The organism is Myxococcus sp. AM011, assembly GCF_013372595.1.
Taxonomy (GTDB): Bacteria; Myxococcota; Myxococcia; order Myxococcales; family Myxococcaceae; genus Myxococcus; species Myxococcus eversor.
This window is the reverse complement of sequence record NZ_JABXEM010000213.1, coordinates 1-21,099: the sequence shown is the minus strand read 5'-3', so window position 1 is coordinate 21,099 and position 21,099 is coordinate 1. Positions and strand designations below refer to the sequence as shown.

Annotated in this window: 21 protein-coding genes; 5 read left to right on the top strand and 16 right to left on the bottom strand. The window is 67.7% G+C overall.

What is annotated here, in order from left to right; genetic code table 11:
* From HUW62_RS34285 to HUW62_RS34270, 4 genes are all read right to left on the bottom strand, one after another.
* On the bottom strand, positions 1-1,230 hold a 1,230-nt coding region (locus tag HUW62_RS34285; protein ID WP_176436815.1), incomplete at its 3' end, for an O-antigen ligase.
* A gap of 150 nt (positions 1,231-1,380) precedes the next feature.
* Positions 1,381-3,114 carry a DUF6178 family protein gene (locus tag HUW62_RS34280; RefSeq protein ID WP_163865562.1) on the bottom strand — a complete coding sequence of 578 codons (1,734 nt, stop codon included), beginning with the start codon at positions 3,112-3,114 and terminating at the stop codon, positions 1,381-1,383.
* 41 nt (positions 3,115-3,155) lie between these two features.
* Positions 3,156-3,776, bottom strand: a complete 621-nt coding sequence (gene yihA / locus HUW62_RS34275) for a ribosome biogenesis GTP-binding protein YihA/YsxC (RefSeq protein ID WP_163865563.1) — start codon at positions 3,774-3,776, stop codon at positions 3,156-3,158.
* 4 nt (positions 3,777-3,780) lie between these two features.
* Complete coding sequence (locus HUW62_RS34270; RefSeq protein WP_163865564.1) at positions 3,781-4,281, bottom strand: cytochrome c3 family protein; 501 nt, start codon at positions 4,279-4,281, stop codon at positions 3,781-3,783.
* Positions 4,282-4,413: 132 nt separating this feature from the next.
* On the opposite strand from HUW62_RS34270, the gene HUW62_RS34265 reads away from it, so the two are divergent.
* From HUW62_RS34265 to HUW62_RS34245, 5 genes are read left to right on the top strand one after another with little or no spacing between them, the layout of a single operon-like run.
* Positions 4,414-4,878, top strand: a complete 465-nt coding sequence (locus HUW62_RS34265; RefSeq protein WP_163865565.1) for a hypothetical protein — start codon at positions 4,414-4,416, stop codon at positions 4,876-4,878.
* Between the two features lie 9 nt (positions 4,879-4,887).
* Entirely contained in the window at positions 4,888-5,484 is a 597-nt protein-coding gene (coaE, locus tag HUW62_RS34260) for a dephospho-CoA kinase (protein ID WP_163865566.1), read from the top strand.
* 23 nt (positions 5,485-5,507) lie between these two features.
* Positions 5,508-6,638 carry an SDR family oxidoreductase gene (locus HUW62_RS34255; RefSeq protein ID WP_176436814.1) on the top strand — a complete coding sequence of 377 codons (1,131 nt, stop codon included), beginning with the start codon at positions 5,508-5,510 and terminating at the stop codon, positions 6,636-6,638.
* 36 nt (positions 6,639-6,674) lie between these two features.
* The gene (locus HUW62_RS34250; RefSeq protein WP_163865567.1) at positions 6,675-7,070 is read left to right on the top strand and encodes a MaoC/PaaZ C-terminal domain-containing protein; all 396 of its coding nucleotides are present in this window, start codon (positions 6,675-6,677) and stop codon (positions 7,068-7,070) included.
* 5 nt (positions 7,071-7,075) lie between these two features.
* The gene (locus tag HUW62_RS34245) at positions 7,076-7,555 is read left to right on the top strand and encodes a MaoC family dehydratase N-terminal domain-containing protein (protein WP_176436813.1); all 480 of its coding nucleotides are present in this window, start codon (positions 7,076-7,078) and stop codon (positions 7,553-7,555) included.
* A 3-nt stretch (positions 7,556-7,558) separates the two neighbouring features.
* Here HUW62_RS34245 and HUW62_RS34240 read toward each other — a convergent pair whose 3' ends face one another.
* From HUW62_RS34240 to hslU, 12 genes are all read right to left on the bottom strand, one after another.
* Entirely contained in the window at positions 7,559-8,293 is a 735-nt protein-coding gene (locus HUW62_RS34240) for a hypothetical protein (RefSeq protein WP_163865569.1), read from the bottom strand.
* Positions 8,290-9,234 (bottom strand): type VI immunity family protein, encoded by a 945-nt coding sequence (locus HUW62_RS34235; protein WP_163865570.1) that lies wholly within the window; start codon positions 9,232-9,234, stop codon positions 8,290-8,292. The genes HUW62_RS34240 and HUW62_RS34235 overlap by 4 nt, the downstream gene beginning before the upstream one ends.
* A 15-nt stretch (positions 9,235-9,249) precedes the next feature.
* The gene (locus HUW62_RS34230) at positions 9,250-10,275 is read right to left on the bottom strand and encodes a PAAR-like domain-containing protein (protein ID WP_163865571.1); all 1,026 of its coding nucleotides are present in this window, start codon (positions 10,273-10,275) and stop codon (positions 9,250-9,252) included.
* Entirely contained in the window at positions 10,236-11,348 is a 1,113-nt protein-coding gene (locus HUW62_RS34225) for a beta-ketoacyl synthase N-terminal-like domain-containing protein (protein WP_176436812.1), read from the bottom strand. The genes HUW62_RS34230 and HUW62_RS34225 overlap by 40 nt, the downstream gene beginning before the upstream one ends.
* Positions 11,345-12,382: a DUF2169 domain-containing protein gene (locus HUW62_RS34220; protein WP_163865573.1), complete on the bottom strand. Its 1,038-nt coding sequence runs from the start codon at positions 12,380-12,382 to the stop codon at positions 11,345-11,347. Before HUW62_RS34220 ends, HUW62_RS34225 begins: the two co-directional genes overlap by 4 nt.
* 8 nt (positions 12,383-12,390) lie before the next feature.
* Positions 12,391-13,698, bottom strand: a complete 1,308-nt coding sequence (locus tag HUW62_RS34215) for a TIGR02270 family protein (RefSeq protein ID WP_163865574.1) — start codon at positions 13,696-13,698, stop codon at positions 12,391-12,393.
* Positions 13,699-13,877: 179 nt separating this feature from the next.
* Positions 13,878-14,585 carry a hypothetical protein gene (locus HUW62_RS34210; RefSeq protein ID WP_163865575.1) on the bottom strand — a complete coding sequence of 236 codons (708 nt, stop codon included), beginning with the start codon at positions 14,583-14,585 and terminating at the stop codon, positions 13,878-13,880.
* 135 nt (positions 14,586-14,720) lie between these two features.
* Positions 14,721-15,539: a hypothetical protein gene (locus HUW62_RS34205; RefSeq protein ID WP_176436811.1), complete on the bottom strand. Its 819-nt coding sequence runs from the start codon at positions 15,537-15,539 to the stop codon at positions 14,721-14,723.
* Positions 15,540-17,381 (bottom strand): molecular chaperone DnaK, encoded by a 1,842-nt coding sequence (gene dnaK, locus HUW62_RS34200; protein ID WP_176436810.1) that lies wholly within the window; start codon positions 17,379-17,381, stop codon positions 15,540-15,542.
* A gap of 17 nt (positions 17,382-17,398) precedes the next feature.
* Positions 17,399-18,724: a DnaJ domain-containing protein gene (locus HUW62_RS34195; RefSeq protein ID WP_176436809.1), complete on the bottom strand. Its 1,326-nt coding sequence runs from the start codon at positions 18,722-18,724 to the stop codon at positions 17,399-17,401.
* Positions 18,725-18,833: 109 nt separating this feature from the next.
* Positions 18,834-20,063 (bottom strand): aspartate aminotransferase family protein, encoded by a 1,230-nt coding sequence (locus HUW62_RS34190; RefSeq protein WP_163865579.1) that lies wholly within the window; start codon positions 20,061-20,063, stop codon positions 18,834-18,836.
* 56 nt (positions 20,064-20,119) lie between these two features.
* On the bottom strand, positions 20,120-21,099 hold a 980-nt coding region (gene hslU, locus HUW62_RS34185; RefSeq protein ID WP_176436808.1), incomplete at its 5' end, for an ATP-dependent protease ATPase subunit HslU.

Genomic DNA, 21,099 nt, shown 5'->3' with positions numbered 1-21,099 from the left:
CCCCGGCACAGCCACCGTCTCCGTCACCTCCGCCGCGCGGGCGATGCGGTGCGCCGCGGCAGCCAGGCCGAAGAGCACGTAGCAATGCGCGGAGAGGATGTAGCCGGAGAACAAGTCACACGTCAGGTAGCCCGCCACGGACGCGGACAGCGCCCGTGCAATCCAACCCACTTCCTTGCCGCGCGACGCGGCGAACGCACCGCCGGACGCGCCTCCCGCGAACATCATGAAGAGGCCCAGGCCCACCCAGCCCAGCTCTCCGATGACGTCCAGGAAGATGTTGTGCGCCACGTACGCGCGCCGCGCCTCCGGAGGCGCGTACTCCGCCCACGCGTAGCGGAAGCTGCCCGCGCCCACGCCCAAGAGCGGCTTGTCCAGGCTCATGCGGCTGGCCACCTGCCACGCGTAGACGCGGCCCATGGCGGACGCGTCCTCGTGGAAGGCCGCCACCGTCTCGTTGCGAGCCCAGAAGCTCTCCGGCGCGAACACGACCAGGCCCACCACGAAGAGCGAGCCCACGACGATGGCCTGGATGCGGCGCTTCTCGCGGAACGCCCACAGGCCCATGGCGATGGACAGACCGATGAAGCCACCGCGCGAGTGCGACAGGACGATGGCCACCACCGCCAGCACCGCCGCCACCAGACACGCCACCCGCCACACCCACGACGAGCCCTTGCGCGCCACGAAGGCCACCGCGAGCGGCACCACCAGCACCAGGTTCATCGCCATGTGGTTCGGGTCCGCGTACACGCCCACCCAGCGCGCGCGGAAGCCCTCCACCAGGTTCTCCCCCACCATGTACCAGTTGATGACGCCGATGGACGTCACCACGGAGGCCAGGACGATGGACCCGCAGACGACGGCGAGCCTGCGCCCGCTTGAAATGACATTGACGACGGTGAGGTAGATGGCCGTCAGCTTCAACAGCTCGATGCCCGTGTAGCGCGCGACCTCCGCGTTCACCGCCCACGACACCGACAGCACGGCGAGGCACGAGAAGCCGATGAGCCCCCAGCCTCGCGCTCCATCCAGGTAGAGCGGCTCCCCGCGCCCCAACCTCCGAATCACCATCAAACCCGCGGCCACCACTGACGTCAGCAGCGCCAGCCGAAGCGGCGCCAGCACGGGGATCCACTCACCCGGCACCGCGTACATCACCGCGGCGAATGCGGTCAGCGCATAGAAGGCCCACACGTCACGGCGCTGCCCCTGCTCTCCCGGCACCATGTCCCTCCTCCTCTGGCAGTTCACGCGCGTACACCTTCGCGTGCGGCGGACAGAAGCAGAGGGCGTGCCAGGGTCCGGGCTCGCAAGCACCCGGATCTCCACGGGCAGCAAGGCCCCCGAGTTACCGGGAGGCCTCCCACCCTGAAAAAGCTACGGCACCGGGCTGCTCTCCATGGGCAACACTTCGGACGCGACGGGACTCCACTTCGCGTCCTCCAGCCACGCCGCGCCCAATTCCGACAAGAGCCGCGTGAGTGTCACTCCCACCATGCGACGCAGCTCCGCGCGAGCCTCCGGGGCCACCGCGCCCTCCAGGCCCGACACGGCGCGCTCCGACGCGGAGGCGAGCAGGCGTGGCGCCTGGGGAGAGCCCTCGAAGAGGCGCTGGCCCAACTCCACCGTGCGCCCCAGCGGCACCGGGCGGGCATCCGGCCTCGCGTCCAGGACCGCCATGGCGACCACGGCGGCGAAGAGCCGCTCCACGCCGAGCGTCTCCAGCGGGACACCGAAGCGGGCCACCGCCTGATGCGCGGCCTGGGGAGTGCCACCCAGCACGCCGCGAAGGACCTCCACCTGGGCCTCCGCGCGCGCGAGCACGGCCTCGCTGGCGGCGACTTCGCGCAGGGAGCGGAACGGCACCGGCTCCGCGCCCTCCACCTTCAGCGTGCGACGGGGTCGCTTGCGGCGCAGGGCCTCCATCGCGGCGGACTCCTCCGGCAGCATCAGCAGCACGCCGTCCACCACCGCGCCCGGCGACTTCGCCAGCCGGTCCGCGCGGAACTTGAGCTGGAGCGTCAGCGTGAAGCCCGTCTGGAAGATGCGCCGCAGGGGCGTGTCGCGCAGCACCTCGATGGCCTGCGTGGGGTCCGCCCCCGTCAGGTGCTCCAGGCCGAGCGAGAGGTAGTCCCGCACCATCTCCCCCACCCTGCGCACGGCATCCAGGTCACCCGGGTCCGCCAGCTCCGCCACCAGCGCCGCGTTGGCCACGCCCGCCAGTTCGTCCTCCGCGTTCTGACGTTCGATTTCAGTCAGTCCCCGGAAGGCCGCGTCCAGGTAGTCCACGTGGCCCTGGGGCGCCGTCAGCGCCGCCGTGCCCGACGGAGTCGTGGTGTTCGAGGACCGACGCGCCGGCACGTCCACGCGGCTGAAGAGCGCCACCGCGTCCTCCAGCGTCGGGAAGCCCAGATCCAGCAGGCGCGCCTTGCGGAACTGGAAGGCCGTCTCCTCCAGTTCGGCGGGGACCTCCCAGCGCACGGCCTCCAGCAGGCGCACGGCCTCGAAGGGGTTCTCCGCGATGAGGTCGGTGACGAGCGCCCGCACCGCGGACATCTCCGCGCCCTCGGCCTTGATTTCGACCAGGTAGCGGCCTTCCGGAGTCTCCAGCGTCACGCCCTGCGGGTTGACGTCCGGGTTCTCCTCCAGGTCATGCACGGCGACCAGCTCGTGCAGCAGGTACTCCAGCACCTCCATGTCCACCGCGTGCAGCTTGCGCAGGAACTCCGGAGTGTCGTCGTAGCCACCACGCGCGGCGCGCAGCCACGTCAGCACGGCGTGCGAGTCCAGCTTGTCGCGCTTCCAGGCGCCCAGGTCCACGAAGGCGCGGAACTGGGCGGGCGACACGAGCTGAACCAGCTCTGTCGCGTCCTCGAGCCCCACCTCCTGGATGGTGACGTAGAGGCTCTCCGGCGGCAGGGCGCGCACCACCGCCGCCGCATCCGCACCCTCTAGAAGCGCTTCCATGCGCCTCCGGGGTGACAGCCTCATCAACTGCTGCTGCAACTCGCGCAGGGCGAGCTGCGAATCCCTGCCATTACCCTTGCCGTTCTCGGAGGACACGGCGGCGTGCCTACCACAGCGACTCCCTCGTCGGGAGGGGAACACCACCCGGAGCGGCGACTACCTGATGGAGCCCCGGGGCCCCGGGCTCAGAGGCGGGTGGCCTTGCCGAAGGTGTCCAGGAGCGCGCCCCAGACCTCGTCCACGCCCCGCCGCTCCGTGGAGGAGAACGGGAGGATCGCCTCCATGGGCAGGTCCACCTGGCGCGACAGCTCCTGGAGCCGGGGCAGCGTCTTGGCCTTGGTGATGCGGTCGATCTTGGTGGCCACCACCAGCACCTTGCGCTTGTGGGATTGCAGATAGTCCAGCGTGGCCAGGTCATCCGGCGTGGGGCCCACTTCCGCGTCGATGATGCTGATCACCACCTCGAGCCGGTGCCGCTTCTCGAGGTAGGTGGTGATCATCTGCTCCCACTGGGCCTTGTCCGCCTTGCTCGCGCGGGCGAAGCCGTAGCCCGGCAGGTCGCACAGGCGCACCTGGTGGCGGAAGTTGCCGCGCTCCAGGTCCACGTCGAAGAAGTTGAGCGTCCGGGTGCGGCCCGGGGTGTTCGACACGCGCACCAGCTTCTTGCGGCCGGTGAGGGTGTTGATCATGGAGGACTTGCCGACGTTGGAGCGGCCCACGAAGGCCACCTCGGCGGTATGTCCCTGCGGGTAGCCCTTGGGCTCCACGGCGGTGACGACGAATCGGGCGTCGAGAATCTTGATCAAGCGGCTACTTCTTCGCGGTGGAGGGGGGAGTGGCCTGGGCCTCGGACCGGGCGGCGCGGCGGGCGCGCTCGGCCGACCAGTGGTCGATGGCCTTGAGCGACTCCTTGAAGTCGAACGGCCGCAAGGAGGGCGAGGAGGCGTCGTGGCAGGAGCGGCACTGCTTCTCCGACGGGTCCACCAACCCCACCAGGCGCGCCAGCTCCGGGTCCTTCATCACGTACTCGGGCGAGTAGTACTGCCCGCCCCCGTGACATGTCTCGCAGCTCACACTGGCCTGCGTCTGCGACACCTGGTCCGGCGAGTGGCAGGACAGGCAGCGGCCGTCCTTCTGCTGCTGCTCGGAGAGGGAGCTCACCGCCCGGGCGTGCTTGGACTGCATCCACGCCTCGTAGGCTTCCGGGTGGCAGCCCTTGCAACTGTCAGCGCCGACGAAGTCCGCCGCCCCGGCCACGCCACAGAGGGCCAGCAGGAGGACGGGAAGAATCCTGGAGCCAGGAGCGCGCATGGCTCGCGAAGTAGCACTCCCCCCCGGACGGGGCAAGGCGTCTCGTGGTTGAATGCCCGTCGGAATCATCCGTTGAAAAGAGAGGGCAGCGCTTGAGCCCCGCCCGCCCTTTCCATTAGGGAGGAAGTCGTGATGAGGACCTTGATTGCGCTCGCCGTGATTGCCGTCGCCTTCCCCGCTGTCGCCAAGCCGTGGCAGGGCGTGGAGCCCGGCGTCACCAAGAAGGACGAGGTCGTCAAGAAGTTCGGCGAGCCCTCGCGCACGGTGAGCCAGGACGGCAAGGAGACCATCGCCTATCTCGGCAAGGAGGCCATCAAGGGCACCAGCCAGGCACAGTTCAAGGTGGACGCGAGCGGGCTCATCGAGCGCATCGACGTGTTCCCCGGCCCCGTCATCGACAAGGAGACCATCGAGACGAGCTACGGCCCCGCCTGCCCCTCCGGCCCCGTGCCCGCGACGCCGTGCTACCAGCGCAAGCTGACGGACGACTTCCGCACCTACTTCCTCTACCCGAAGCTGGGGCTGGCCATCTTCTTCAACGAGGACGGCAAGACGGTGCAGTCGCTCACCTTCACCACGCAGAAGGCCGCGAAGTAGGCCCCCACCGTGCACGTCTTCGGGCTGACGGGCGGCATCTCCTCCGGCAAGAGCACCGTCACCCGGATGCTGCGGGAGTTGGGCGCGGAGGTGCTCGACGCGGACGTGCTCGCGCGCGAAGTGGTGGAGCCCGGCACCCCGGGCCTCGCCGCCATCGCCGAGCGCTTCCCCGGCGTCGTGGGCGCCGACGGCCGGTTGGACCGGGCGAGGCTGGGCGCGCGCGTGTTCGGAAACGACGCGGAGCGCGCCGCGCTCAACGCCATCACCCACCCCCTGGTGCGCGAGGCCTTCGTGGAGAAGGTCCAGGCGCTGGAGGCCCGGGGCGTGGAGCGTGTCATCTACGATGTCCCCCTGCTGGTGGAGGCGGGGATGCACGAGTGGATGGAGGGGGTGGCGCTGGTGTGGGTGCCCCGGGACCTGCAAAAAGCGCGGCTGATGGCGCGTGACGGGCTGGACGCGACGGCGGCCGAGGCGCGGCTGGCCGCCCAGCTCCCCCTGGACGACAAGCGGGCCCACGCGACGTGGGTCATCGACAACAGCCGGGACTTGTCCTCCACCCGGGAGCAAGTGGAGTCGGTCTGGCGCGCCATGCTCGCGCGCGGCTGACGGGCGAGTATGCTCCGCGCGCAATGAGCGAGACGCGCAAGAAGACCGGTGCTGGGACGTATTTCATCACCGGCTATCCCGGGTTCATCGGCAAGCGGCTGGTGGAGCACATCGCGCGGGAGGACCCGAAGGGGCACGTCTACGCGCTGGTTCAGCCCAAGGCGCTCAAGGAAGCACAGAAGCACGCGTCCAAGCTGAAGGGCGCCACGGTGGAGCTGCTCACCGGTGACGTGGTGGACATGCACCTGGGCCTGTCGGGCGAGGAGTACCAGCGCCTGTGCGAGCGGGTGACGGACATCTTCCACCTGGCGGCGGTGGCGCAACTGGGCGTGGCCAAGGACACCGCTTGGCGCGTGAATGTGGACGGCACGCGCAACATGCTGGAGCTGGCGCGGGACTGCGAGCACCTGGCGCGCTTCAACCACTTCTCCACCTGCTACGTGTCTGGCGACCGCGTGGGCGTCATCGCCGAGGACGAGCTGGACCGGGGCCAGGGCTTCCGCAATCCGTACGAGGAGACGAAGTTCCAGGCGGAGCGGCTGGTGATGCGCGCCAGCTCCACCCTGCCCGTCACCGTGTACCGGCCGTCCAGCGTGGTGGGCGACTCGCGCACGGGGGAGATCGACAAGTTCGAGGGGCCCTACTACCTGGGCATCCTGCTGGTGACGTCGCCGCTGGTGGTGCCGCTGCCGCTGCCGGGCAACGGCGTGGCGCCGCTCAACGTGGTGCCGGTGGACTACGTGGTGGAGGCGGTGTGGCGACTGGGGAAGGACCCTCGCGCGGCGGGCCGCACGTTCCACCTGGTGGACCCGAATCCCATGAGCGCGCGGCGCGTGTACGAGCTCATCGCGGAGAAGGCGAACAAGAAGCTGCCGCGCTTCAACCTGTCGGCGCGCGCGGCGGACGTCATGCTGCGGCTGCCCGTGCTGGAGAAGCTGGCCCGGCCGCAGCGCGCGGCCATCAGCTACGTCAATCACCTGGCCATCTACAACTGCCACAACACGCTGGAGCTCCTGGACGGCACGGGGGTGAGGTGCCCTCCCCTGTCCTCGTATCTGGACCAGTTGGTGGCGTACGTGCGCGAGCAGTACCGCAAGCGCCGCGAGGGCTCCGAGGTGGATGACCCGTTGGACCAGGGCACCGCGACGGGGTGAGCGAGCAGGGCCCTCCGTGCTAAAGCGGAGGGCCTCATGGCACGCACCTTCCAGGTAGGCGACACCTTCACGCACGTCCGCGAGTGCGACCTGTACCGGCCGATCTACTACGCGGGCGCATCCGGGGACTTCAATCCCATCCACATCGACCCGGAGGTCGGCAAGGTGGCCGGCCTGGACGGCGTCATCCTGCAGGGCCTCTGCACGCTGGCCTGGGCGGTGGAAGCCGTCGGAATCTTCGTGGGAGACCCGGGCCGCATCCGCAAGGTGAAGGTGCGCTTCTCGCGCCCCGTGCGGCCGGAGGACGTCGTCACGTTCGAGGGCAGAATCACGGCCATCGAAGCGGACCGGCTCACCACGGAAGTCACCGCCACCAACCAGCGCGGCGAGGCCGTCCTCAAGGGCGCCATCGTCGAAGCCTCCCTCGGATAGACGCCATGGCCATCGACAAGCGCTTCATCGGCCGGGAATACGGCCCGTACACGTACACGATTGGCGCGGAGAAGCTGCGCGAGTTCGCCCTGGCCGTGGGAGGCGCGCATCCCGCCGCCGGCACGCCGGGCGAGCCGCCCGAGCACGTCAGTCCCCTCCTCTACGACGACACCGCGGCGAAGGCGGGGCCGTATGGAGACCTGATTGCGTTCCCAAGCTTCGCCGTCGTGTTCGCCATCCGCCCGTTCGGCGCGGCCGTCGCGGACCCGGAGCTGGGCGTGAATCTGTTGATGCTGGTGCACGGCGAGCAGGAGCTGGAGTTCCTGGGCGTCATGCGCCCCGGCGATGTGATGACGACCACGGGCCGCATCGAGAACATCTACGGGAAGGCCGGCATGGAGTTCGTCGTCGTCGCCACCGAGTCGCGCAACCAGCGCGGCGAGGTGGTGGTGAAGGGCCTCTGGACGGGCGTCATCCGGAGCTGAGCGTCAGGAGACCCGGACGCATTCGATGGTGGCTCCACGCAGATGAATCGCGTGGAGCATGTTGACCAGACTGTCGAAGGCCTCGCCCCCCGCCGTGACGTCGTCCAGGAAGAACTGGAGCCCGTGCGAGGAGATGACGGGCGCCTTCGCCAGGAAGGTCTTGAGCGTACCTGGAGGGAAGGTGGCCTCCGCGAAGCCGCCTCGCTGCACCAGCCCCAGCCAGGACCACCAGGCCACCTCGCAGTCACGCAGCAGCTCGGTGCCCTGCGCCTTCGCGAAATCCACTTCGATGAAGGCCTCGGTGCTCTCCGCCTCGAAGATGTACTCGAATGGCAGGGGCTCGTAGGCGAAGGGCAGCACCGGCTCGGGCCCCCGCTGTGATGGAGCAAGCAACCCCGACGAGATGATGGCCTGTTGGATGTGGGGCCCCTCCAGGTGGATGTCGTGGAGGACGTTCTCGAGGATGAACAGACTGGAGGCGTGGAGCTGGACCGCGTCGAAGCGCCAGCTCCAGGTGTTGCCCGGGAGCTGCTCGTGGCTCGACAGCCGGAGTGAAGACCGGGAGGGAGGCAGCGTCTCCCCGCCCAGTCCTCCCAGCGCGGCGACCTGCTGGAAATAGTCCAGGGGCGCGAAGGGGTGCTCCTGGCCAGACAAGGGGGACTCGAGCACCACCACCAACTCCAGCTTCGTCGGCGGAAGCAGCGGGCGGTGTGAGACCTTGAAGGGCCGCGTCATCATTTGGCATCCCAGGGTTGGGAGGGCTTGTTGTCGTAGCGGGCAATCCAGGCCGGTGCGTCGAAGACTTCCTGGGGTTCTCCAAAGCCCTCCATCATGAGGCGGATGGGGCGCAGCAGCCGTGCCACGTCTGGCATGGAGCCGATGTCCAGACACTGGCGATTGACGTCGCCTAGCGGAGGGCGTTTTGCCGCACGGATGAGCACCCCATGGTCGAGAGGTTGGAGTTCAGCGTAGGGGAGCCCTGTGCGAATGGCCTCCATTCCTCCCAACTTTTGAATGAGGTCGTCGCGCAGCAAGGTGAGCCAGTGCGCACCCAGAATATGACCTCGCATCCACATCCTCGCCGAATTATAGGCCGGATCGAAGCCGTGATAGCGAGGAAGGAGTTGATTGATTTCGCGGCGCACCTGGCTCTCATGAACGCCCATGTGCATGAAACCCCATCCCGCATTCCCTGACTGGAACGGAATGAGATTGGCAATCTTCCGGACCCACTCGAGAAAAGGGGCCATCCAAGATTCATCATCGGAAGGCGGCGGGGGAAATTCCATACGCAACAGGTTGACTGCATCAGGAAGGACCACGGGTTCCACCAAAGGGCCATCGCCCTCGAAAAAAAGCGAGTGGGTTCCCGGCTCTCCTCCAACCGCGCCCTGGCCGTAATGAACCCGATAGCCGTCCTCGTCCGTCGGACGGCCCCGCAGGTTCCGCAAATCCTTGGCTGTCTGCCGAGACGTCAGGGGCCGGAATTGACCGCTGTCCGCGACGTAGGTGCGCAAGGTCTCCGCCCCAACGTACGTCAGATAGGCCTCGATGGCGTCCGCACAGGCAGGGGCGCAATCTGGCAACGTCGCATCCAGAAAGAAATTGAGGACGAGCCCTGGACGGACGAGCACGAAATCCTTGTCCTTCAATCTCAATGTACGGGTGAGTATTTCCATGAATGAAGCCATTCCTCAGGGGCAGAGATCATTTCCGATGATGACGGGCGGATTCGTTTTGGCGTTGATCCCCAGCGCACTGCTCAGAGCCACATACTTGACTTGCTGTCCTTTACCCCAAGCGCAAGCAGACTCTCCCGAAGCGGTGACCCAGCCACCGCCTTTCTTGCGACGAATAGGTGTTCCTTCAGGGCAGCGGAACTTGAAGTCAAAGAACTGAGATGGGTTACCCCGAGCATCCAGCGAACAGGCATCGGGCCAACAAGTGCCTCTCAGAGCTTGCATCAACCGGCCCCAAACCTTCCGTCCTATCGTCGCCTCCGACGCTCCAGGGAACAAGCCCCCCTCCCTGACATCCGCCGAGATGCGTTGCGCGAGTCCCTTGCGCGTCATCCCGAGCGACTGGGGCGGATTGCAACGCACGTCATAGCCACGCTCTCCGCAAAGTTGGGGGGGATTGCCGCTACCCGCGTGTTTCTTCAGCGCCTCCTCGCAGCAGTCATGCTTCTTGTTGCCGAGCTCCATGCATGTGCTCTGCTTGTTGGCCTTCACATCCTTGTCGCACTTACACGCAATCTCCCGCAGTTTTTCCTCAGCGGTCTGAAGAGGAACCGCAGCCCCCTGCCCTTCTCCGGGAAGCGTCGCAGCGTTGGCGGGGCTTCCTCCGTTATTCGTCATCGCATCGCCCAGCAACTGGATGTTCTTCCCCTCCGCCTTGGTGTCCATCGAGCCGGGCGCGACCCACTCGGTCTTTCCGTGGGTCTGCCCCGAGACGACACCGCCTCCTTGAGCCTTGCTCGCCATGTCGCCCTTGCTCATGAAGTACGAGCCCTTGATGGCGACCTTGTGGCCTTCGATGAAAACCTTCTTGGTGCCCTTCGTGAGCCCCTCTCCGGACATCCCGACGTTGGGAAGCACGACGGGCACGAAGGGCGCGGGGGGCCCGGGCATCTTGCAGAAGTTGGGAGTCGTGGCGGGGGCCTTGCCATCACTGCCCTCCGTCACGGGTGTCTTGGGGGAGTTGACCGAGACCGTGCCCATGCTGGCACCTGCCTTTCAGCGACGTGGTCGAGATGGAGGAGCACCGCGGAGCGCTCTCCTCCGCGCGAGCTGGCCCACAACAGTGGCCGAGGCCCTCGCGCATAGTTCCTTTGTCCGGAAGCCACGGCCAGGCACGCCAACAACGGGCCCGTCGCCGCTCCGACATCCCCCCAGCAATCACTGGGTGTCACGTAGTCCGAGTGGTCCGCGAACGCCAACTGACACCGCAAGCTGGCGTAGGTGAACTCCTCGGTGCGATGGGGTTCACCGTTGAGGTCACAGTACATCGTGTCCGCCAACGGAGTGGGCGGGCTTCCCAGGACACTCGTCGCACCGGCGATGGCGTCGGAGAGCCCCCTGCCCACGTTGATGCCCTGCGTCCCGAAGTGATGTTCCTCACGCCGAGTCACCGCGGAGGCAATCCGAGCCAGCGGTGTCAGCCCCAGGTGACGCGTCACGCGCGACGAGGCCAGCAGACAGAAGCCCGCGCCTTCTCCCGGCGTGAAGCCGGAGCGATTGACAGGCGACTTCAAGAGTCCCCGCACATCAAGCGACTCCAGCGTCTCGGCATCCAGGTACGAATCCACGCCGCCCACCAGGCAGAGGTCGGCCCGGCCAGACTGGAGGCACTTCCACCCACGCTCGAGCGCCATCAATCCAGCGGCATGCCCCTGGGGAAGCACCTCCACCTGGGTGAGATGAAGTCCCGAGGGTGCTACGTCGCGCAACCAGCGGGCCGGTGACTCGGCCTCCAGCCCCGACAAGTAAGCGCGAGCCTCGGACACCGCCACCATCGCCGCAAGCGACAAACGCTCCCGGGGCGACGGCCTCACCGGAGCCAGCGCCTCCTCCATGGCGCTCTTCGCCAGCGTCTCCACTCGCTTCACACCTCTCAGCTCGGCTGGCAGCAGGGAGTCCCTCGCCACCATCATCGGCTGGCCCCGCTGGTCAACCATGAAGGGGTGGTCCCCTCGACGACTGATGCCGGCTCGCACGGCCGCCGCCACATGGTGGGCCTTGAGTCCCACCGCGGTCCTCGCCCCCAGGGTGATGATGCCGATGTCCTGACTCATGCGGACCTCTGCATGGACAGGTACTCCTTCTGGTTGATGACCGTGACGTCCAGCTTGTCCGCGTCATGGTGACACGAGAGGCTGGTATGCCAGACCAGGGTGACCTGTGGCAGTTCCGGCTCCAGGATGACCGTGTGGAGGCGAGCACGATGCTCCACGCTCTTCCGCCCGAAGAAGGTCTTGAAGGCCAACCAGACCTTCGGCAGCTCGAACCCCAGTCGAGACCACCGGGAGAGATTGACCAACTCGACGCGCTCGCCTCCCTTCAGGAATCCAGGAACCTGCTGGTCCACGGGAGCACACTGGTGGAAGCGCTCGTCGAAGTCCTCCGGCAGCAATGGGAAACGCGTCTTCTTCCACCGCTCGTCGCACGTGCCCGCCAGTTCCCGACGAGGAGACCAATCGCTGGGGATGGCTCCCAATCCCGCAAGGGGAGGACGGTCCTTCCAAGAACGGATGAGGTGGCGAGGAGACTCCACGTTGGGCAGCGCCACCTCCCCGGAGTGGGAGGCCTGTGTGACGAAGCCAGTGCCCACGGGATTGTCAGGGTGGACGCGATGCTCCGCTGCATCCTCGGCCTTCCTGTCCCATCCTCCGAAGGCCCGCTCATAACAGACAGGAAGGGTGACGAAGGGCCGCGGAGCACTCATCGCCGGGCCACCGAGCACCGCTCGCTTCCACTCGCGGTCACCGAAGACGCGCAGTTGTTTCTTGAGCGCGCCCACTTGAAGCGAGACATCCAGGACGGTGGTGGGCTTGCCACCGGGAGCATGGGCCAGGGCATTGACGACGACATCCGTCGCCAGCTTGGGCGCCGTCAGGTCCATGACATGAAGCAGGCTGGAAGCACCAGGTTCCCCGCGATACGTCGGTAGCAACAGCGGCGGAGGCTGGGTCTCGCTCAGACAGGTGCGCTGATTCTCCTGGAGATCGTAGGTCCCCTTGACGACGACCACCCAGCGTTTGGCGCCGTCCTTGTCGAGGACCCAGGTTCGATCCGCCGCGAACGGGGTGTGGTTTTCGAGAGTCCACATGGCCAGACTCACCACCCTTCCAACAGCCCAGGAAGCGGGCGGGACGACAGGCTCAGGGCCCCGCTTCGCAGCGCGGCCAGCTCGCGGTTCTGTCTCGGAGAGAAGGCGCGCGTCTGAAGCCTGCAGGCCCCGCGACTGCGCAAGGCCAGCTCCAATGCATGGGCATGGCGTCGGCGCATGGGGCCCACCTCCAGCTCCGAGAGGAGCAGCTCCACGGAGAATGGCTTGCCTCGGAGGTAGCGCTGGCCCGCTGTGAATCCCTTGCGCTCGTTCTGCCACCAGGCGCGCACCGCCCCTGGATTGGGAATGGGCAGGGCATCCTCGGGTCGAGGCGTCAGGTCCGCGTCCAGGTCCTCCTCTTCCAGCGGGATGGGCTCCTCACGGGGAGACTCCTCGCGTTCGAGAGCGAAGCCGTCCTTCAGCGACAGGCCGGTGATGGCGCTGAAGGACTCGCCCGCCAGCGGGGCGAAGCGCGGATGCTCCAACCATTCGAGACAGGCTTCGGCCGCGGCGGGGTGGCCGCTGAAGCCCAGTGCCCATAGGACGTCCGCACGGAGGCGCTCCTCCCCCATCAGTCCCAGCAGTCGCGACAGTCCCGTGCTGTCTCCACCGAACCCCAGCAACAGCAATTGATGACGACTAGGCGACGCCTTGACCGAAGCCCCATCGAGGCAACGGTCCCAGGCCGAGCGAGCGCCCGCCATCAATCCCGCCTCGATGGCCGCATCGAGAACCTCGGGACGGGAGTCCCTCAACAAGCGTGCAAGCTGTATCCGCATCCGCTGCGGCGGGAGCACCTGCAAACAGCGCGAGGCCACGGCGAGAAGCCGCTCATCCGTGCCGCCCAGAAGCCCGTCCACGACGTCTGTCATGGGCGTGAGGTGGTGGAATGCGAGCACGTCCAGGGACATGGACAGAGGATCCGCGTTGGTGCGGGCCAACAGCGCCTTCAGGCGCCTCGCCATGGAATCCCCCTCACTCAACTCCCACGCACGCTGAATCGGAGGCCGAAGCTCCTCGGACCCCGCGGACAGGGCCTCTAACGGTCGCGTATTTCCAGGGGCCGCCAACAGAGCGAAGGTGGCGGAGAAAATCAGGGACGGATCTTCTGAGTCGAGCGAAGGCGTCAACAACAACTCGGCCACGGGCGCATCACCGACAACAAGGCCATCCAGGTGGGCCCGCAGCCGCCCCTCCAGCGAGAGGCTCTCCTCGAAGTTGAAATCCGGCGCATCCAGGGTCTGTTCCCACTGCGTCCAGAGAAAGGCGGCTTCGCTGAGGTGCTCCTCAAAAACATCCAGGAGGACGGCTTCCATGCGCACACCCACCAGACAGTGCCGGACACGGACGCGCCCCCCACCTCGCCCGCTCATCTGCGGCTCGCCCCCATCCTCTTCGGACAAGTCTAGGATGGCCGCCGTCAGACCATCCCCTGGCATCCCGCGGACTGTCAGTCAAATGACAGGGAGGCCCATGAACGTCGGGCTGGCGCTCCTCATGCTTGGGCGCGAACCAGCTTGTCGACGGCTTCCAGTTCTTCTCGCAGCGATTCGCACTCCAGTCTGGAGAGCCCGAGTCCATCGATGGCATGAAGACACTCGCGAGCACGGGCCGGCTCATCCAGGGCCACGGCCAGCTCCACACGCGCCACGAGCGCCCTCGCCCGCTCAAGCGTCGTCCCGGCATCGGGCTTCCTCAGCGCGGCGTCGAGAACCTTCGCGGCGGTGGCGTCATCACTCTTGAAGTCACGAAGCCTCCGCGCGGTCTTCAGGGCCTTGCCCAGGTGCGTAGCGGAGGCGTCTTCGTCGTCACCGTAGCCATTCGGCTCATCGCGACGGATGAACATGACGCTGTTTCCAGACGGGTCGACGAGCGTGAAGCGCGTCTGCCCTTTCTTCATCCGGGTGATGCGTGGAATGCCTCGCACGGGGATCTTGCCGTATGCCTCGCGCAGCACGGCCGAGAAGCCCTCATGCAGCTTCTCCACCTCCTCCACGATGATGAGGCAGCAGCTATAGACCTCCTCGGGCTTCAGCTCCTTCAAGCCGAAGAAGTGGAGGTGGGCACCCCCTCTGCGCGTCGCCGCGTATGGGTTTGGCGCGCGCTGCCGATACGTCACCTCGAAGCCCAGCCGGCCATAGAACTCGAGCGTCGGCTCCAACTCCACACAGGGGAGCGCCGGGATGCTGGCGTCATGCTTCATGGGGTGCCTCCCGCGCGACACGGGCCCGAAACTGGCCTCGACCCACTCGCGAACAGAAAAAACCTGTCACCATGACAGCCTCCTGTCAATATGACCGGAATGACCCCCTCTCAGGGAACATCGTGAGCAGGGAGGTCAGGCAGCGGCGATGACGCCTTCGTCGAGGAGCTGCGCGAGGATGCGGGCGGTATCCAGCCGCGTCATCCCGGACAGCGAGAAGAGGTCCTCGAACGTCACGGCGCCATCAATCTGCGCGAGCACGAAGCCCGCGCGGTGGTCCAGGCTGAGCCAGATGATGTCGTCCGGCTGGAGGCGCACGCGGGGCACGCGGCCCAGGTCGCCCAGCTTCGACTCCAGCATGGCCATCAGCATGCGCTCACTGCGGATGCGCAGCGCCTCGACGCGCGGGTCTCCCGGTGCCAGCTCCTGCGCCTTGAACAGCAGGTCCACCGCGCCCGAGTGGTCGTCCAATTCCAGCAAGTCGGCCGCGCCGCGCAGCAACCGCTCCAGCTCGCTCTCGGTGATGGGGACACCGTACTCGTCGGTGTTGCCCTCGGGGATGCCGTACTCCTGCGTGGTGGGCTCGTCGCGCGAGAGCAGATCCAACACGTCACCCTCGGCCGGAGGTCCGTCTCCCTCCGGAATCAGCACGCTGGGAGAGCGCTCCTCGTCCTCTTCATCCAGCGGACCGCCCTCGCCTTCGGCCCACGCCCCCCAGTCGCCATCCAGCGACGGCAGCGGCGTCCCCCGCGAGGACGCGCCCGCTGATGACGCGTCGAAGGGAGTCCCGCGCCCAAAGGGCGTCGCCAGCGCGGCCAGACTCTCGCGCGCCCGGACATTGTCCGGGTCCAACACGAGCGCCCGCTCGAACAGCTTCTGCGCACCCTGGGCGTCGCCACTCAGGCGCAGCCACAGTCCCGCTTCGACGAGCTGGTTGGCGCGCTGGGTGCTCATCTATCGCCCCGTGCCACTGCGCGCCGGCCCCCTGAGCTGGGCCAGGCACCCCGCCAGCAACTCACACGCGCGCCCCAGCGCCCCCACATCCTCCCCCGCGCGGACCTGCCGCGCATGCTCCAGCACCTGCTCCGCCCGAGGCACCGCGTCGACGGGAAGGCCTCCCCCACCCGGCAGCAGCCTCGCTCGCGTCAGCGCATCCATGACGTCACGAGCGAGCGAGTCCAGCTCCATGCGCTTGACCTTGAGGTCCTCGGAGATGCGCGCGGCCATGAGGTAGCCGCGCTGCTCGTCCATGATGCGCTTGAGCTCCTCTTCCGTGAGCCCGCTGGATGCGGTGACGGTGATGGACTGGCGAAGGCCCGTCTCCCTGTCTCGCGCGGAGACGGAGACGATGCCCTCCGCGTTGATGTCGAACGTCACCTCTATCTCCACCTGCCCGCGAGGCGCCTCGCGCAGCCCGGTGAGGACGAACTCGCCCAACAGCTCGTTCTGGTGCGCCAGCTCGTGCTCGCCCTGGAGCACCATGATCTTCACCAGTCGCTGGAAGTCCTTCGACGTCGCGAAGACCTCCGTCGCCGACGTGGGCACCGTCGTGTTCTTCGGGATGATGCGCCGCACGTAACCACCGGCGATGGCCACGCCCAGGCTCTGCGGCGTGACGTCCAGGAGCAGCAGCTCGCCCTCCTGCGCCAGCAGCGCGTGTGCCTGCACCGCGGCGCCCAGCGCCACCACCTCGTCCGGATGCACGCCCTTGCACGGCTCGCGGCGGAAATAGCCGCGCACCGCCTCGATGATTTTCGGCATGCGCGACATGCCACCGACGAGGATGACCTCCTTCAGCTCCGAGGCCCGCACGCCCGCCTCGCCCAGCACCTCCGTGGTGATTCCCACCACGCGCTCGGCCAGGTCCGCCGTCAGGTCATCCAGCTTCTCGCGCGACAGCGCGGCCTGGAGGTGCAGCGCCGCGCCACCGCCGGGAGGCGTGCTGATGAACGGCAGGTTGAGCTGCGTCTCCTTCACGCTGGACAGCTCCACCTTCGCCTTCTCCGCCGCGTCCTTGAGCCGCTGCAACGCCATGCGGTCCTTGCGCAGGTCGATGCCGTGCTCCTTCGCGAAGCCGAAGACGAGCCACTCGATGATGCGGTTGTCCCAGTCCTCGCCGCCCAGGTACGTGTCGCCGCCGGTGCCCACCACGTCGAAGACGCCCTGGTTGATCTCCAGCACCGACACGTCGAAGGTGCCACCGCCCAAATCGAGCACGGCCACGCGGCCATTCACGGTGCGGCTGAAGCCATACGCCAGCGCCGCCGCCGTGGGCTCGTTGATGATGCGCAGCACGTCCAGCCCGGCGATGCGCCCCGCGTCCTTGGTGGCCTGCCGCTGGGCGTCGTTGAAGTACGCCGGCACCGTGACGACGGCCTTGCTCACCGGCCTGCCGAAGTGCGCCTCCGCGTCCGCCTTCAGCTCCTGGAGAATCATGGCGCTGATCTCCGGAACCGACAGGTCCTTGCCTCCCATGCGGATGCGCAGGTCATCGTGCTGCCCCGGCACCACTTCGTAGGGCAGCGAGCGCAGCGCGTCCTGCACCTCGTGCGAGGAGAACTTCCGGCCGATGAGCCGCTTGGCCGCGTACACCGTCTCCTGGGGATTGGTGATGGCCTGACGCTTGGCGATGCCGCCCACCAGCCGCTTGCCATTCTTGGCCATGGCGATGACCGACGGCGTGAGCGCCTGGCCCGTGCGGTTCTTGATGACGACGGGCTGGCCGTCCTGGACGGTGGCGACGATGCTGTTCGTCGTCCCCAGGTCGATGCCTATGAGGGGTTCGGGCTCAGCCATGAGAGAGCGTGCTCATCCTAGAACGTCCAGCGCAGCTTCTTGAGCGCCGCCTTGGCCTCGGCGTTGTCCGGGTCCAACTTCGCCGCGTCTTCATAGACGCGCTTGGCCTGCTTCTTCGCTCCCGAGTCGGCGAGCACCCGTCCCAGCAACAACTGGTGCTCGATTCGCCCTCCCTGAACGTCCACGGCGCGCTGTGCCAGGACGCGCACCTCGCCCGCATCCTGGCCCTGTTGAAGTCCCAGTCTGGCCGCACGGAAGGCGGCCTCCGCGTTCTGTCCATCCAGGGAATAGGCCAGCCGGTAGGCCGCGAGCGCCCCGACGTCGTCGCCGTGCTGCTCCAATTCCTTACCTCGAGCCACTTCGACGGACGCGCGCTGCTCGTCGTGGCGGCGGCGCGCCTCCACCAGCAACGGCGGTACCTCGCGGTTCTTCGGGTCCAACGTCTGGACCTGGTTGAAGTCCTGGTAGGCCCGCTCCCAGTCGCCTCGGGCGACGGCCGCCTTGCCGCGCGCCACCAGCTCCGACAGCCGCACGTTGCGCGCCATGTACGGGTGCCGGGCGAGCCGCGCCTGCCGCTCCGCCTTCCGCGCCTCGGACTCCGCGTCTTGCACCGGAGGCGGCATCGACGGGGCGGGCGCCTGCAATGGGGACGCGAGGCGGAAGGGTCGCGGCGTGGGAGAGAACGGCATCAGCTCCTGGGTCGGGTCCGCCGTCGGAATGGGCGCGGGCGCGGGGGCGGGAGGCGTGGCGGCCGCGGAAGCCGTCGCGAGCGCCGGGTGCGCCTTGAGGTACGCGTCCCGCTTGTCCTGCTGGGTGAGGACGTTGTGGGCGTCCGTGAGCCTCCGGAAGATGCGCTCCATGCGCGCGCGGAAGCTGCCCAGGTTCTTTCCGAAGTAGCGGTCCGGGTGAAAGCGGCGCGACGCGTTGTAGTACGCCTGCTTCGCCTCGGCCGCCGGGGCGCCGGGGCGCAAGCCCAGGACGGCGAAGTGGTCCATCCCGTCCAGCGCCCGCTCCAGGTCGATGATCTCCTTCTTCCGCTCCGGCTCCAGGTCCACGTCCTCGGCCAGCGCGGCGTCCACCGCGGGAGCGGGCTGGTTTCGCTGCACCACGCGCGCGGGGACGATGGCGCCCTTGGCCCGCAGCGCGAGCAGCACGGCGATGGTGCGCGCTTCACCCAGGGTGGAGCGTGACAGCACCTGGTCGATGCGCTCCACCCGGCCGACGAGCGACAGGACGGACGACTCCTCCGAGGAGAGCTGGAGGCGCGCAAAGTCCAGGTTGGGCACCGTGGCGATGTGGTCCGTCCGGGCCCCCAGGCCGACAATCGTATTTGGCGCGCTCACAGGACGGTCCACGGATGGGTTGCCGAAAGGTCGAGCCTAGGTTTTGGGGACGCGGGGCGTCAAACACCCAGTGTCCCCGCCCAGGCCCCTGCCAGGGGAAAATCCAGACTCAGAGGGCGGTCAGCACCCGCTCGATGATGGCGAGGCTCTGATCCATCTCCTCCCGGGAGATGGTGAACGGAGGGGCGAAGCGGACCGTCCGCTCACCAGCCGCGTTGCCCAGCACCCCCGCCTCGCGCAGCTTGCCGAGCACCTGGGGCGCCTCCCGGTCCATCTCCAGGCCCACCAGCAGGCCCTGCCCCCGGACCTCCACCACACGGCCGGCCGGCAGCCGACCCTGAATCTCCCGCAGGCGGTCCAGGAAGTACGCGCCCTTGGACGTCACCTCATCCAGGAAGCCCGGCTGACGGATGACCTTCAGGGCGGCGTTGGCGGCGGCGGCGGCCACCAGGTTGCCACCGAACGTGGAGCCGTGGCTGCCCGGGGACAGGCTGGCGCCCACGTCCTCGCGGCACAACATGGCGCCAATGGGCAGGCCGTTGCCGAGCGCCTTCGCCATGCTGATGGCATCCGGCTGGATGCCGTCGCGCATGAAGCCGAAGGGGATGCCGGTGCGGCCCATGCCCGTCTGGATTTCATCGACGAGGAGCAACAGGCCCTTCTCGTCGCACAGGGCGCGCAGCCCCTTGAGGAAGCCCGCGGGAGCCAGGCGCACCCCACCCTCGCCCTGGATGGGCTCCACCAGGATGGCGGCGGTGGCGGGACCGATGGCGCGGCGCACGGCGTCCACGTCACCGTAGGGCACGTGCTGGAAGCCCGCCGGCAGCGGCTCGAAGCCCGCATGGTACTTCGGCTGCCCCGTCGCGGTGACGGTGGCGAGGGTGCGGCCGTGGAAGCTGCGCTCGAAGGTGATGACCTCGTAGCGCTCCGGGGTGCCCCGGTCCTTCATCACCTTGCGGGCCAGCTTCAGCAGCGCCTCGTTGGCCTCCGCGCCGGAGTTGCAGAAGAAGGCGCGCTGGAACCCACTCCACTCACACAGCTGCGCCGCCAGGTCGATCTGCGGCTGCGAGTAGAACGCGTTCGACACGTGCCACAGCGAGTCCAGCTGCGCGTGCGCCGCCGCCACCAGGTCCGGATGACAGTGCCCGAGCGCGCACGTCGCCACCCCGCCGATGAGGTCCAGATACTCACGGCCATCCGCGTCCCACACGCGCGTACCCCGACCTTTGACCAGGACGATGGGCTGCTGCTTGTAGTTCTGCAGCAGGTGGCTCTTGGCCTTGGAGATGAGGGTGTCGTTGGAAGTCGAGTCGGCGGCGGAGGGCACGGGCTGCGGCAAGGCTGTCTACCTTCCTTGGTGGTGAGGGAGCGGCTGCGAACGCGCCATATACCGCGCTAGAGGATGTAGCGCGACAGGTCCTCGTCCTGGACGATGGAACTCAAGCGCTCACGCACATAATTGCCGTCCACCTGGAAGTCTCGAGGCCCCAGCTCACTGGCGGAGAAGGACACCTCGTCGAGCAGTCGCTCCAGCACGGTGTGCAGGCGGCGAGCGCCGATGTTCTGCGTGCGCTCGTTCGCCTGCTGGGCGATGCGCGCCAGCTCCGTCACCGCGTCGTCGGTGAAGGACAGGCGCACGCCCTCGGTGTGGAGCAGCGCGGTGTACTGGCGCAGGAGGGAGTTCTTCGGCTCGCGGAGGATGCGGATGAGGTCGTCACCGGAGAGCGGCTCCAGCTCCACGCGGATGGGGAAGCGCCCCTGCAGCTCCGGGATCAAGTCGCTGGGCTTGGAGACGTGGAAGGCGCCTGCGGCGATGAAGAGCATGTGGTCCGTCTTCACCATGCCGTACTTGGTGTTGACGGTGGAGCCCTCGACGATGGGCAGGATGTCGCGTTGCACGCCCTCGCGCGAGACGTCCGGGCCGCCGCTGCCCTTGGCGCCCTCGCGGCTGGCGATCTTGTCGATTTCATCGATGAAGACGATGCCGCTCGACTCGGCGCGGACGACGGCCTCGCGCTGCACGCGGTCCGGGTCCACCAGCTTCTGGGCCTCTTCCTGACGCAGCAGTTGCAGTGCCTCTGGCACGCGCACGCGACGTCGACGCGTCTTGCTCATGCCCGGCATGTTCTTGAAGAGGTCCTGCAGGTTGACGCCAATCTCCTCCATGCCCTGGCCGGAGAAGCCGCGCATGAACGTCTGCCCGCTGTCGCTCGTCTCCACGTCCACGTACTGGTCATCCAACGTGCCCGTGCGGAGCTGGGCGCGGAGCTTCTCCCGCTCGGACTCTCCCAGGCGCTGCGGCGCGGGCGGAGGAGGCGGCGGGGGCGAGAAACCCTGTCTCCTATACACATCTCCGAGCCCACGAGACGCGTAGA